The organism is Pedobacter gandavensis, assembly GCF_032678465.1.
GTDB classification, from domain to species: domain Bacteria; phylum Bacteroidota; class Bacteroidia; order Sphingobacteriales; family Sphingobacteriaceae; genus Pedobacter; species Pedobacter gandavensis_B.
On the sequence record NZ_JAVTSK010000009.1, the window covers coordinates 198836 to 212450 of the forward strand.

Annotated in this window: 11 protein-coding genes; 9 read left to right on the top strand and 2 right to left on the bottom strand. The window is 39.3% G+C overall.

The genetic code is table 11. From position 1 onward, the window contains the following. The first annotated feature begins 80 nt into the window (after nucleotides 1-80). Nucleotides 81-1388: a HAMP domain-containing sensor histidine kinase gene (locus R2Q94_RS17075; RefSeq protein ID WP_316822682.1), complete on the top strand. Its 1308-nt coding sequence runs from the start codon at nucleotides 81-83 to the stop codon at nucleotides 1386-1388. Nucleotides 1389-1395: 7 nt separating this feature from the next. Here R2Q94_RS17075 and R2Q94_RS17080 read toward each other — a convergent pair whose 3' ends face one another. After that, nucleotides 1396-2055, bottom strand: a complete 660-nt coding sequence (locus R2Q94_RS17080) for a VOC family protein (protein ID WP_316822683.1) — start codon at nucleotides 2053-2055, stop codon at nucleotides 1396-1398. A gap of 147 nt (nucleotides 2056-2202) precedes the next feature. Here R2Q94_RS17080 and R2Q94_RS17085 point away from each other — a divergent pair, with 147 nt between their 5' ends. Beyond that, nucleotides 2203-2634: a VOC family protein gene (locus tag R2Q94_RS17085; protein WP_316822684.1), complete on the top strand. Its 432-nt coding sequence runs from the start codon at nucleotides 2203-2205 to the stop codon at nucleotides 2632-2634. A 21-nt stretch (nucleotides 2635-2655) separates the two neighbouring features. Then, entirely contained in the window at nucleotides 2656-2964 is a 309-nt protein-coding gene (locus tag R2Q94_RS17090; RefSeq protein WP_316822685.1) for a hypothetical protein, read from the top strand. A gap of 68 nt (nucleotides 2965-3032) precedes the next feature. Here the strand turns inward: R2Q94_RS17090 and alaS are convergent, their stop codons facing one another. Beyond that, nucleotides 3033-5735, bottom strand: coding sequence for an alanine--tRNA ligase (gene alaS, locus R2Q94_RS17095; RefSeq protein WP_316822686.1), 2703 nt, complete (start codon nucleotides 5733-5735; stop codon nucleotides 3033-3035). Nucleotides 5736-5853: 118 nt separating this feature from the next. On the opposite strand from alaS, the gene R2Q94_RS17100 reads away from it, so the two are divergent. The 6 genes from R2Q94_RS17100 to R2Q94_RS17125 all read left to right on the top strand — a co-directional run bounded on the left by R2Q94_RS17100 (nucleotide 5854) and on the right by R2Q94_RS17125 (nucleotide 13614). Beyond that, the gene (locus tag R2Q94_RS17100) at nucleotides 5854-6189 is read left to right on the top strand and encodes a MerR family transcriptional regulator (RefSeq protein WP_062547648.1); all 336 of its coding nucleotides are present in this window, start codon (nucleotides 5854-5856) and stop codon (nucleotides 6187-6189) included. Between the two features lie 84 nt (nucleotides 6190-6273). Further along, the gene (locus tag R2Q94_RS17105) at nucleotides 6274-8283 is read left to right on the top strand and encodes an outer membrane beta-barrel protein (protein WP_316822687.1); all 2010 of its coding nucleotides are present in this window, start codon (nucleotides 6274-6276) and stop codon (nucleotides 8281-8283) included. A gap of 3 nt (nucleotides 8284-8286) precedes the next feature. Then, nucleotides 8287-10098: a ComEC/Rec2 family competence protein gene (locus R2Q94_RS17110; protein WP_316822688.1), complete on the top strand. Its 1812-nt coding sequence runs from the start codon at nucleotides 8287-8289 to the stop codon at nucleotides 10096-10098. Nucleotides 10099-10187: 89 nt separating this feature from the next. Beyond that, a complete protein-coding gene (locus R2Q94_RS17115) occupies nucleotides 10188-10967 on the top strand; it encodes an enoyl-CoA hydratase/isomerase family protein (protein ID WP_316822689.1) in 780 nt (259 codons plus the stop codon). A gap of 92 nt (nucleotides 10968-11059) precedes the next feature. Next, nucleotides 11060-11737: a DUF4412 domain-containing protein gene (locus R2Q94_RS17120; RefSeq protein WP_316822690.1), complete on the top strand. Its 678-nt coding sequence runs from the start codon at nucleotides 11060-11062 to the stop codon at nucleotides 11735-11737. Between the two features lie 116 nt (nucleotides 11738-11853). After that, nucleotides 11854-13614: an LTA synthase family protein gene (locus R2Q94_RS17125; protein WP_316822691.1), complete on the top strand. Its 1761-nt coding sequence runs from the start codon at nucleotides 11854-11856 to the stop codon at nucleotides 13612-13614. The last annotated feature ends 1 nt before the right edge of the window (nucleotide 13615 follow it).

Sequence of the window (13615 nt, forward strand, 5' to 3'; positions counted from 1 at the left end):
AGGGAACAGATTTTTTCAAAATCATTCCTAATCCATCTATTATTTTCTACATCATCAATTACTTTGCTTATTTTTAGTTAATGGTAACTGAAAGCATCTCTAGAGCAATCAACTTTTTTAAAAGATTGGCCTATCCTCTCATCGGGTCAAAAGAAGAGTTTAGCCCTGAAAATCAAGCTTTTAATGCAATATGTATTCTTGGAGTGCTGATCATTGGTTATGATATCCCTTTCAATTACTTCAATGGGATGGAAACCATTGCAAGCTTGTTTTCGCTCTTATTTATTGCCCTTTGCTTTACATATTACCTTTCCAGGTTCAAAAAGAAATTCAAATACAGCATTATCATCTCCTCCCTGATTGTGTTATTGGTCCTGGGAACTGGTTATTTTTTAAATGACGGCATTAGAGGTCCTTCCTTACTGGCATTCTCTATTACCTTTTTTATGATCATGATCATTTCTCCAAGAAGTCAATATTGGTTTTGGTCTCTACTCTCTCTAACGCTTGGATTAGGCTTACTCTTTTTTGAGTACAAATACCCACAGTACATAAAAAGTGTTTATGAAGACAGGTCCGCGGTTTTCGCAGATATGGCCTCCACTTATATCATCACCATATTGGTTACCTTTCTTGGCTTGTTTAGCCTGAAAACTGCCTATTATAAAGCAAAACAAAATGCTGATGCGAAAACTGACGCACTAGAGCGGCTGAATAATGAAAAAACGAAATTCTTTTCGATCATTGCCCATGACCTTCGTGCACCTCTTGCTTCTATACAGAGCTATATGGAACTCTTCCGCATGGATATCCTGAGTAAGGAGGAAAAAGAGATGATGGATCAAAAACTCAGCAATGCCATTTCTGGTACTCAGGAAATGCTAGACAATATGCTTTCCTGGTCGCGTGCAGAATTAAATGATGGAAAGGCAGCAATGGAAGTTAATAAATTGCATGAAGCCCTGCACCCTGTGATTACCATCCAGAAAGCAGCATCAAAAGAAAAGAAAATTACATTTACCGCTGAAATAGATCCTACGCTGGAATTACTTTCAAACGTGCACATGTTGCAATTGATTGTGAGAAACATCATTGGCAATGCGATCAAATTTACGCCTTCAGATGGTTCAATAGAATTGAATGCCAGCAGGTATGGAAAAGATTGCCTGATTGCCATCAGAGATACTGGAAATGGAATCTCTGAAGAAAACAAATCAGAAATTTTTTCTCTAAAGGCACAGTCAACTTTTGGCACAGCCAATGAAAAAGGGATTGGTCTTGGGCTATTTCTTTGCAAAGAGTATACCCATGCACAAGGCGGAAAAATATGGTTTGAGAGTAAAATAGGGGAAGGCACTATTTTTTATGTTTCCCTCCCCCTGGTATAATGAGAAGTTAGGAGATGTTCAGCTCCAGGTCTCCATTTGTTCCATTATTGATGACCATTTTTACAGGAAATGATTTTGCCTTTTGATCGGTAGGATACCAGTTTCTATCCTCATTTACCAGAATTAATAAACCTTGTTCATCTCCCAAAACAGTAAAGTTATCCTGTGCAGGTTGTTTTTCATAGACTTCCAGTCCATATTTAGCCATCAAAGTTTCCGCCAGGAATGGTACATCTTCCGATACCAGTCCAATTTCAGTAATGGCCAGTAACGAAGAGCCATCAAAAGCCTGCTCAGAGGCATTGTCCAGATCCTGACGGCAAATGAATTCCAATAAATTCTCGTTGTGATCATGAAAATAGAAGGAGTTCGCATTCCACAACTCAAAGTTTGAAAAATCAGTCTCCGGAGTTACAGGAATAATTTTAGTCCTTTGTTTTAGCCATTCGTAAGCCTCCATAAGCTGATTTTTAGGGATATCGAAGGCCATATGATAAACGGGCTTCTCTATTGTTTCTTTCTGTACAAATGACAATTTAGTCCTTCCGATCAAGAAGGATACTTCATCGCTGCTTTTATCCAGGGTATTCAGATTTAAAACCTGATTATAAAACCTTTCTGTTTCTATTAAATGATTGGTTATCAATTGTAATACTTTAATCTCCATAGCTACTGCTTTATTTACAGAACAAAACTACAGATTAAAGGTTCGGAAACACAAAAACAATAATTAATAGGTTTTAACATTGATCGATTGCAAATATTCTTTTATCTTAATAGAATGATCTGTTAACCAGCCAAAAAGGAGAGATTTATGTCCAACGAAACCACTGCCGCAAAGCCTATAAAATTACAGGGATTTACGCCCTTACTTTCGGTTTTCAATATGCCATCATCCGTACGCTTTTACCGGGACTTACTCGGTTTTGATCTGGTAGAGAGCTCCGATACGCCAGAAAAACCAGATAATTTCAAATGGGCAAGACTGAGCCTGAATGGAATCGAACTGCTGCTCGAACCAAGAGGCGAAAAAACCTGTCCGAAACCAGCTCCTGCTCATGATTGGCTGGATCGCCATGATATGTCCATCCACTTTGAATGCAGGGAAATAGATCAGGTGTACCAATACCTACAATCCAATGGAGTTGATGTTACCGCTCCTTCGCTAACTTCCTATGGTTATAAGGCTTTGTATGTGAGAGATCCTGATGGATTTCCTCTGGTTTTTCATTGGCCGGAATCCTAGCTGCCTTTAAATTTTGTTTTATTGCTGAAACAAGCTGAACGATTTACTGTTATGGGTATATACTTAAATTTTGCAATTATGGCTAGCCCAAAAAACCCAGAAGACAATGTTCCCCTAGATGATGCTGTAAATTCAGAATCAGAAGATCAACAAAGCCAGAAAGATATTCATTCCAATGGATTCGATGAAAATTTTGATAAATCAGAAGAAATTGAACTCCCGGAAGTAGACTTACTTAAACAAGCATTTGATGCTTCAGAATCCTCGTATACATTGGATGTAGATAAGGGGATTGCTCCCAAAAAAGGAACTGAAGGAAAAAAATCATAAAAAAAATGAGCCAGCTTAAAAGCTGGCTCATTTCCTGGATATTTTTTTTGCCGGTTGGCGATAAAAAATTATGCTGGGATCAGTGCTTCTACTTTGGTTAATACACTTGCTAAACCATCCTTGTTCTTACCACCAGCGGTAGCATAGAATGGCTGGCCACCGCCACCACCCTGGATGTCTTTAGCCAGTTCTCTCACAATATTTGAAGCATTCAAACCTTTGTCTTTAATCAGGTTTTCAGAAAGCATTACGGTAATCCCTGGTTTATCATCGATTAAGGTCGTAAAGACTAAGAATAAATCATCTACCAGATCCTTCACTGAGAAAGCCAGATTTTTAACTGCATCTGCATTTGGCAGGTCTACATGAGTTGCGATCACATTGACGCCATGAATGGTTTTAAGGTGATGTACAATTTCATGTTTCAGGTTAGCACTTTGCTCACCTACTGCTTTTTCTGCCTCTTTCTTCAGTTTAGCATTTTCTTCCAATAAAGAAGAAACCGCAGCTTTGAGGTCTTTATTACCTTTCAACAAAGCCCTCAGCTCATTCAGTTCTCTATTTTGTTCTAAGATAAAAGCTTCTGCTTTATCTGCTGTAATCGCTTCAATACGTCTCACACCTGCAGCTACTGCACTTTCAGAGATGATCTTGAAATAACCGATCTGGCCCGTAGCCTTAACATGTGTACCTCCACATAGTTCTTTTGAATAATGATCATCAAAAGTGATGACACGTACAAAATCACCATATTTCTCCCCGAACAAAGCAGTTACACCACTGGAAATCGCCTGTTCATAAGGTACATCCCTTTGTTCTTTCAAAGGAATGTTCTCTCTGATCTTTTGATTCACCAGATGCTCTATCTGTGCTAAATCATCTTCAGAAATTTTTGCGAAGTGAGAAAAGTCAAAACGCAGGTAATCTGGGTTCACCAGGGAGCCTTTTTGGTTCACATGATTTCCAAGCACCTTTTTTAAAGCTGCATGTAACAAGTGAGTAGCGGTATGGTTATCCTGAGACAATAAGCGCTTGTCTTCGTCTATCACTGCCCAGAACAGACCATCTAAATCTTCAGGCAAGGTATCAGTATAATGAACGATCACTCCGTTTTCTTTCTTTGTATCAGTAACCTCTACAAAGAACAACCTGCTGTGATCTTCCAGTCTGCCTGTATCCCCAACTTGTCCACCGCTTTCAGCATAGAAAGGAGTTTTACTCAATACGATCTGGTATTGCTCCTTACCTTTTGCACTTACTTTCCTATATTTTATTATTTTAGTTTCTACTTCAAAATCATCATAACCTACGAAATCCGTTTCCAGATCGGAATTGACCATGATCCAATCACCAGTATCTACTGCTGTTGCTGCTCTTGATCTTTCTTTTTGCAGGCTTAGTGCTTTATTATATTCTTCCATATCAACAGTCCAGCGTTTTTCTCTGGCCATCAATTCGGTTAAATCGATAGGAAACCCGTAAGTATCATTCAGCTCAAAAGCAAATTCTCCGGAAATTACCATCTGGTCTTTTAAGATGCTGTACACCCAATTGTCCTCAAATGGTTTCTCTGTATCAATCGCATTTTCAGACATCAGGAATTCTCCTTGCTTCTTAGTGTAGGCTTCAAAACGCTGAATCCCTGTAGCCAAAGTTCTCAGGAAAGATACTTCCTCCTCCAATACTACTTTTTGTACAAAATCCTGCTGCAAAGAAAGCTCATCAAAAACACCTTTAAACTGATCGGCTAAAATTGGCACCAATTGGTTTAAGAAAGGTTCTTTCAGGTTCAGGAAAGTATAGGCATACCTTACTGCGCGACGAAGAATACGACGAATCACATAACCTGCTTTATTATTTGAAGGCAACTGTCCATCAGCAATTACAAAAGAAATCGCACGGATATGATCTGCCATTACACGCATGGCGATATCGGTTTTCTCTTCTGCACCATACACTACTCCGGCATGTTTGGCAATGAACTGAATCATTGGCTGGAATACATCTGTATCATAGTTAGAAGATTTCTCTTGTAACACACGCACCAAGCGCTCAAATCCCATTCCTGTATCTACATGTTGCGCAGGCAGTGGTTGTAAAGAACCATCTTTAAGGCGATTGAACTGCATAAATACATTGTTCCAGATCTCAATAACCTGAGGGTGGTCTGCATTTACTAAATCTTTTCCGCTTACTGCGGCACGTTCTTCTGCTGATCGGCAATCCACATGGATTTCTGAACAAGGGCCGCAAGGTCCCATATCTCCCATTTCCCAGAAGTTATCTTTTTTATTTCCTAATATGATTCTATCTTCAGGAACGAATTGCTTCCATAGATCATAGGCTTCTGTATCTCTGGGTAAACCTTCTTTCTCATCTCCTTCGAAGATGGATACATATAATTTTTCCTTTGGAATTTTATAAACTTCAGTTAGCAGTTCCCAGCTCCAGGCAATGGCTTCCTTTTTGAAGTAATCTCCAAAGCTCCAGTTTCCTAACATCTCAAACATGGTATGGTGATAGGTATCTATCCCCACCTCTTCCAGGTCGTTGTGTTTACCTGAAACGCGTAAACAACGTTGTGTATCTGTTACACGTGGATATTTGATGGGTGCCTCACCCAGAAACAAATCCTTAAACTGGTTCATTCCCGCATTGGTGAACATCAATGTAGGGTCATTCTTTACTACAATTGGCGCAGATGGAACAATATGATGTTGTTTTGATTCAAAAAATTTTAAGTATGCCTGTCTGATTTCCTTAGCTGTCATCCTTCTCTATATTAGTGGTGAACAAAATTAAAATTTTATTGCGGTATTCTACTAAAATCCCTTTACATTTGAACACTTTATATAAATTCCGTAAACCACTAATAATCAATATCAAACCATGCCTTACAAAGAACGGGAAATTAATAAAATGTATTATACGATGGGCGAAGTGACCGAAATGTTTAACGTAAATGCATCTCAGATCCGCTTTTATGAGAAAGAATTTGATGTACTGCAGCCTAAGAAAAACAAAAAAGGCAATCGTTTATTCACACCTGAAGACATTGAAAATCTAAAGATCATTTTCCATCTGGTAGATGATAAAGGCTTCACGCTAAAAGGAGCAAAAGAACACCTGAAGAACAATACTTCTGAAGTAAAAGAGAATCAAAAGATTATAGCTTCGCTAGAAAAGCTAAAAGACTTCTTACTAAAGCTAAACGAAGAAATATAAATTAATTATCAATTATTTTTTTTAATTAGATAAATATTATAGTGATTAGGCATCATGATGTCCTATTCACTATTTTTTAGTTTTATGCTCCTGCTGAACTCTGCAATATCCCTTGCAGTTGCACAAGAGGCTGAGCAGGTTATAGAGCTGACAGAGCGCCTTGCCGAAAATGGGAAGGAGGAAGAAGACCTCTCTGCTTTTGAAGAGCAGCTGGATTTTTTCAGGAAACATCCCATCAACTTAAATCATACACAGGCAGAAGAATTGAAGAAGCTCAGCTTCCTTACTCCTCTACAGATCAACAGTTTTTTTCAGCACCTGAAAGTTAACGGAAGTCTATTAGACCTACTTGAACTACAGTCTATTACTGGCTTTGATCCCGAAACCATTTCTAAACTTCTCCCTTTTGTTAGCCTTGAACCAATCGGCCCCCATTCCAGACTAAAATTTAAGGATCTTTTCCGACAAGCGGAGCAGCAATTGCTGTTTCGATATGGGAGAACATTGGAGCAGCAGAAAGGTTTTAAGGATTTACCGGACAGCAGGTACATGGGTTCTCCAGATAAGCTTTTTCTAAGTTATAAATACCTCTATCCCAAAATTGGAGCAATTTCTATTTTAATGAAGAAAGATGCTGGTGAAACGATAGGAACAAAACCTGTAGCCATTGATTTTGTCTCTGGCAATATCGCCCTCTACAATTACAAGTATATTCAGAAACTGGTTATCGGAGATTATACCTTACAATTTGGACAAGGACTGAGTCTGTGGTCTGGCTTTTCTTTAGGCAAAGGGCCGGATGTGACCAGTGTAGCCAGTAAGGATGTAGGTTTAAAACCTTATACCTCTTCTAATGAAAGTACATTCTTTCGTGGTATTGCCAGCACCATACAGCTCAGTAAGAAATTCTCCATCAGTCCCTTTTATTCGAACAGGAACCTGGATGCCAGTTTGAATATTGGCGATGATGGGGTTCTTAGGCTAAGCAGCATTTCAGAAAGTGGTTTACACCGGACTGCTGCTGAAATCCGAAACAGAAAGCGTCTTTCCCAAACCCTCTTTGGGGGAACCTTACAATACCAGAATCATTCTTTAAATACAGGATTTTCATCCTATCAGAGCAGGTTTAGCCATCCCTTCAAACAAGATTCCGGCAGCTACAAAGAATATAATTTTGAAGGTGAAAAGCTGAACAATTTCAGCTTTCATTACCAGACTTCATTTCAGGACATTTACTTTTATGGAGAGCTGGCCAAAAGCCAGCCTGGTGGATGGGCAGGACTTCAGGGGGCCATGGCCAGTCTTTCCAAAACTATCGCTATCGTATTGCTTTACCGGAAATACGATAAAGATCATCATAGCTTTTTTAGTCAGGCCATCGGAGAAAATACGGAAACCAGCAATGAGAAAGGAATCTACCTCGGATTGAATTACCTTCCGGGTCCACATTGGAAATTCGCCCTGTATTTCGATTACTTTAAATTTCCTGAAAAAAAATATCGGGTTGATTCGGCTTCCTCAGGCTATGAAGCGCTCCTGCAACTGGCCTATACGCCAACTAAACAATTTAAGCTCGGTATACGCTTTAAAACGGAAAGAAAACAACAGAATTCCACAGCAGGAAGTACGATAACTGCATTAGCGCTTATCCAAAAAACCAACTTTAGATTAGAAGCCAATTGGAAATTTCATAGAAAACTGAATAGTCAACAGCGACTGGAGTTCATACACTACCAAAAAGGAGCACAGCTAAAAGAGTTTGGTTTTCTGATTTATCAGGACCTGAAGTATTCCCCTATGCAAAGCAAGATCTCGGGAAACATTCGCCTCGCCTATTTTAGAACCGCGTCATATGCGTCCCGCATCTATGCCTATGAAGCAGATGTATTGTATGCCTCCGGCTCCGGAGGATATTATGGGCATGGAATACGCAGTTTTTTAAATCTTCGGTACCGTTTACTGAAAAAATTAGAGGTATGGAGTCGTTATGCCATCTATTATTACCCAGATCAAAAGTTGATCAGCTCCGGGCTGGATGAAATCACCGGGAATAAAAAATCAGAGCTCAAGTTATTAATTCGTTATCAATTCTAAGTGATGAGCAGCTCCACAAAACCAACACAGATCTTCCTTAGAATTCTTCTACCCTACACTTTAGGGCTGCTGATTTTCTATCATTTTAAACATTCAGGTTTCTTATACGTTCTTTTAGCAGTAAACTTATTCCTCCTACTCTGTTTACTCCTGATCAACAAATATTACAAAGTTCTAAAAGCTTACCAGTATAAAGACCGCATTGGGCTGGCCGTACAAATATTTTTATTCTTTTTTGGGGGAGTGTTCTGTTACCATCATCAAATGATTTTAAGGCAGGATCATTTTTCTAAATTAGCCGCCAGTTATTTAAAAGTTCAGGTGATTGACGACCCGCAACTGAAAGCAGGACTCCTCAAATGCAGAGTCGAGGTTCTGGCAGTTTATCAGCCAAAACAAGCATTAAAGGCTAAAAAGCACTTTCCTATTAAAAAAGCTTCAGGAATGATGACACTTAGCATTCGACTAAACCCTACAAGTCCTTTAGGACTGAAATATGGATCAATGATGATCATTCCTGCACAGTTTAAATCCATTACAGCAGCATTCCACCCGGCCATATTCGACCATAAGTCCTGGTTAGCCACACAAAACATCCATCATCAAAGTTTCTTGCGCCAACATCAGGTTTTTAAATTAAGGACCACATCCGGTAATCGGGTTTTTGCCTTTGCAATAAACCTTAGGGCTCAACAAGTTAATCGGTATCACAAATTACTTCAGGACAAATCTTCCGTTGCATTGGTCTCTACATTGGTTCTTGGTTACCGCATGAATCTCAGCAAAGAAACAATGGATATTTATTCCAAAACCGGGACCATCCATGCGCTTTCCGTTTCCGGAATGCATGTTGGTCTGATCTACCTTATTTTAAACCGTTCTCTGACATTTCTAAATAGAAAAAGGAGCTGGAAAACTATAAAACTATTGTTCATCATCGGCCTATTATGGTTTTACACCTTGCTCACTGGCTGTGCACCATCCGTTCTTCGGGCAGTGATTATGCTTACAGTACTACTAATCGGGCAAACCAATTCCAGAACTGCAAACAGTTATAACATCTTATCCTTTACAGCTTTTGTGATGTTACTCTACGAGCCCTTTCTCATTTGGGACATTGGTTTTCAGCTTTCCTTCCTCGCGGTGTTGGGAATCATATATTTACAAGCTAAACTAGAGGCTTGCTGCTCCATCAAAAATCCCTGGATTCAGAAGTTGTGGAGCCTGATTTCTATATCTGTTGCCGCACAACTCTTCAGCACTCCACTCTCCATCTATTACTTCCACCAATTTCCAGTTTATTTCTTGTTAAGTAACCTTTTTATCCTGCTTCCCATTACCCTGATCATGTATCTTGGAATTTTAATACTCATCCCAGGTCTTGATTTCCTTGCTCCTATACTCAATTGGCTGATATTATTTAACCATTCAGGATTAGAATACCTGGCGGCACTTCCCTATTCCAGCTTAACGGGCATTTGGATCAATAAAACATCGTTAATTCTGGGCGCCATCAGCTTAACTTTATTTGTGCTCGCGATTGTCAAACATCACGTAAAATTATTGATGGCTGCCTTCGCCTTATTTTTATCTTTTCAGGTTTCTTTAAGTCGGAAGGCCATTAACAGCTACCATCAAAGACTACTGATTCAGTTTAGCTTGCAAAAACGCCAGAGCATCATTTCTATTTTTAGCCATCAGGCCATTATTTACACCCATTTAAAGACCAGGGATCCTGCTTTTCAATACTTTATCCAGCCCATATTAGATGATCATCAAATCTGGTCTGTAAAGATCAAACAACTCCCCCCTTAATCCTTCCTTCATTTCTACAGGTTTTCACTACAATGAATCGCTTTTTCTTTACTTTTGATTAGAAGCAAAGAAACTTAGCCCCAAACCCTATGACAGCGCCATTGGTTTTATATTCTGTTGAACAACGCATTGCCACCATTTCGATCAACCGTCCGGAAAAACGAAACGCCCTAAATCCGGAGCTGGTCACCTTACTTAGAGAACGCTTAATTGAGGCTTCCGAAGATGATGAGGTTAAGGTCGTTATTTTAAAGGCAAATGGAAATACCTTTAGTGCTGGTGCCGATCTTGCCTATTTACAGCAACTGCAACAGAACAGCTATGAGGAAAACCTGGCTGATTCCGAGAACTTAAAACGATTGTTTACTACAATCTATTATCTACCAAAAGTGGTCATTGCTCAGGTAGAGGGTCATGCGATTGCCGGTGGTTGCGGATTGGCTACAGTGTGCGATGTTACCTTCGCAGTACCTGAAGCCAGTTTTGGCTATACCGAAGTAAAGCTTGGATTTGTACCTGCAATTGTGTCTTGCTTTTTACTCAGAAAAACTTCAGAAACAATTGCTAAAAGAATCCTGTTAACAGGAGAGTTGTTCTCTGCACAACAAGCATTGGATTACGGGCTGATTACTTTTGTAACAAACAAGGAGGACATTCATCTAAAAGTAAAAGAATTTGCATTAAGTTTGTGTACTGAAACTTCTGCCAATTCGTTAATGGTCACCAAGCAATTGATTGGTCAAACAAATAACCCTCAATTAGAGAGTTGCCTGTCGCTGGCCGTTCAGATCAATGCCAGGGTAAGAGACAGTGAGGATTTCAAAAAAGGGATTGCTGCCTTTATCAGCAAAGAAAAATTACAATGGTAATGAACGTATCTTATTTTCGTATAAAAAATATCAAAACCATCTCATCAAATTGCAAATAGAGTAATTACTGCACAAATACTAAAAACTACTATATGTTAAAATCTATCAAAACCGGAGTCTTAGCTGCAATTCTTGTCAGCTCAGCAATCTTCGCAAACGCTCAAAAGAAAATCACGGAAGGAACTGTTACTTTCGGAGTAGAGTATGCATTAACCCCTGAACAGGAGGCTATGGCAGCGATGCTACCTACAGAGTCCAAAATTAAGTTCAATGGCAACATTTCAAGAATGGAAATGCAGCAAGGCCCAGCTACCATAACGGTTCTTGCCAACAATGCCGACTTAAACTCCCTGGTGCTCATTGATGTACCTGTTGCACAAATACAATATGCGGTAAAAGGTACGAAAGCAGATTACGAAAAAGAAAAAGCCAATGACCCTAAGTTCAGTGATTTCAAAGCTACTGGTGAGAAAAAAATGATCTTAAACTACAATGCTGAGAAATACACCTACAAAGATGATAAAGGTGGTACTTATGAATTGTGGGCTACCAACGAGATTGAGCTTCCAGCAGGTTTGGTGGGTCGTGATTTCAAGGATGTTAAAGGGACGCCAATTAAATTTACTACTTTCAATAAAGGTGTTAAATCTACAGCGACTTTAAAAAGCGTAGTGGAGGAAAAAACAGGTCCATTTAGTCTAGATGTACCTAAAGGATATGAAGTAAAAACAATGGAAGAAATTTTGCAAATGCAAGGTGGAGGTCAATAGCGTACGCTAAAATGTTTAGAACCCTTATTTTTTTCCTCAGATTCTATATTTTCTGGTTGTTGTTTTTCTTTACCGACCGGTTAATGTTCCTTCTAATTTATCAAAAAAAGCTAGCCATGGTTCCTTTATCGGAAACCATGGCTACTTTCTATCACGCCTTACTATTAGACCTATCGATGACGGCATACCTTGCTGTCATTCCTGTTTTAGGCTATATTTTCTGGTTATTCAGTGGTTGGAAATCCGTAAACATCAAATGGATTTCTATTTATAATTTAGTACTGCTGATCTTGTTCAGCATCATTTCAGTTGTCAACTTTAATATTTACCGCGAGTGGGGCACAAAAGTAAATGCCAAAGCCTTTGGTTTTGCGTTTTCTTCGCCCGGAGAAGCCCTGGCTTCCGGAGCCTCCTCTCCTATTGCCTTATCTTTAGGCTTACTCGCATTATTAATCATCGGGGGATATTTCCTCCAAAAAAGATTGATAGCTAATGCACTTACATTTGAAAAATCCCCAATCTGGTTGCGTGTGCTAACCTCCGTACTGCTGATTGTTTTCAGCTTTATGTTTATTCGTGGAGGTTTTAAAGGCTCCCCAATCACACAAAGCATGGCTTATTTCTCTGAAGAACAAACGCTCAATCATGCTGCTGTTAATACGGAATGGAACCTGATTAGGAGTATCCTTTCAGAGAAGATGACGCGAAAAAATCCTTATGAATATATGGATGCAAAAAAAGCAGATCTACTGATTCAGGATTTATATACCACAGAAAAAGACAGTACCACTTCTATTTTAACGACCAGCAGACCGAATATAGTCATGGTCATCATTGAGAGTTTTACTGCCGATCTTACACAAACTTTAGGAAACGAAACGGGGATTACCCCACATTTCGATTCTCTGATGAATCAGGGGGTGTTGTTTAGCAATTTATATGCTTCCGGTAGTCGGACCGATAAAGGAATTATTGCCAGCCTGGCTGGTTTTCCTACCCTTGCCGCTGGCAGCATCGTCCGGTACCCAGAAAAGATGCAGAAATTACCTGCCATCTCACAGTCGCTGGCCCGGAATGGTTACCATACCTCTTTCTACTATGGAGGAGAATCAGAATTCGACAATTACAAAGCTTTTATCCTCAGTCATGATTACAAAAAGCTCATCGATAAAAATAATTTCAAAGGGAATGCCGCAAAATCTTTCTGGGGACAATATGATGAGGCAGTTTTTCAAAAACAGTTGCAGGAACTGAATACTGAGCAACAACCTTTCTATTCGACCTTGCTCACCTTAACCAATCACGAGCCATATACCCTTCCAGGGAAATCGAAATTTGGTACTGGTGATAATGTGGCGAAATTTAAGAGTACAGCCTATTATACCGATTCCTGTATCAATGCCTACTTAAATGAGGCTAAGAAACAACCCTGGTATAACCATACTCTTTTTGTATTTGTAGCAGATCATGGACATCCATTGCCAAAACAAACTCATGACATCTCTACACCAGGACGTTACCACATTCCATTGCTGTTTTTTGGTGAAGTGATCAAAAAAGAATTCAGAGGCAAGAAATTCAGTAATGTAGGTTCGCAGGTAGATATTGCAGCAACCTTACTCGCACAATTAAATATTCCTGCTAAAGAATTCAACTGGAGCAAGAACTTATTGAACCCCTACACTAAACCTTTTGCTTATTTTAGCTGGGACAATGGTATGGGCTTTATCGATAATGAGCAATGCGTTACCTTTGATAATGTAGGTAAAATGACCTTATTCAATAGTAATGAAAAGGATAAAGAAGGGACCATAAAAAGGTTAGATCTGGCGAAAGCTTACCTTCAAAAAGTATATCAGCAATTTATAGCACTGTAAA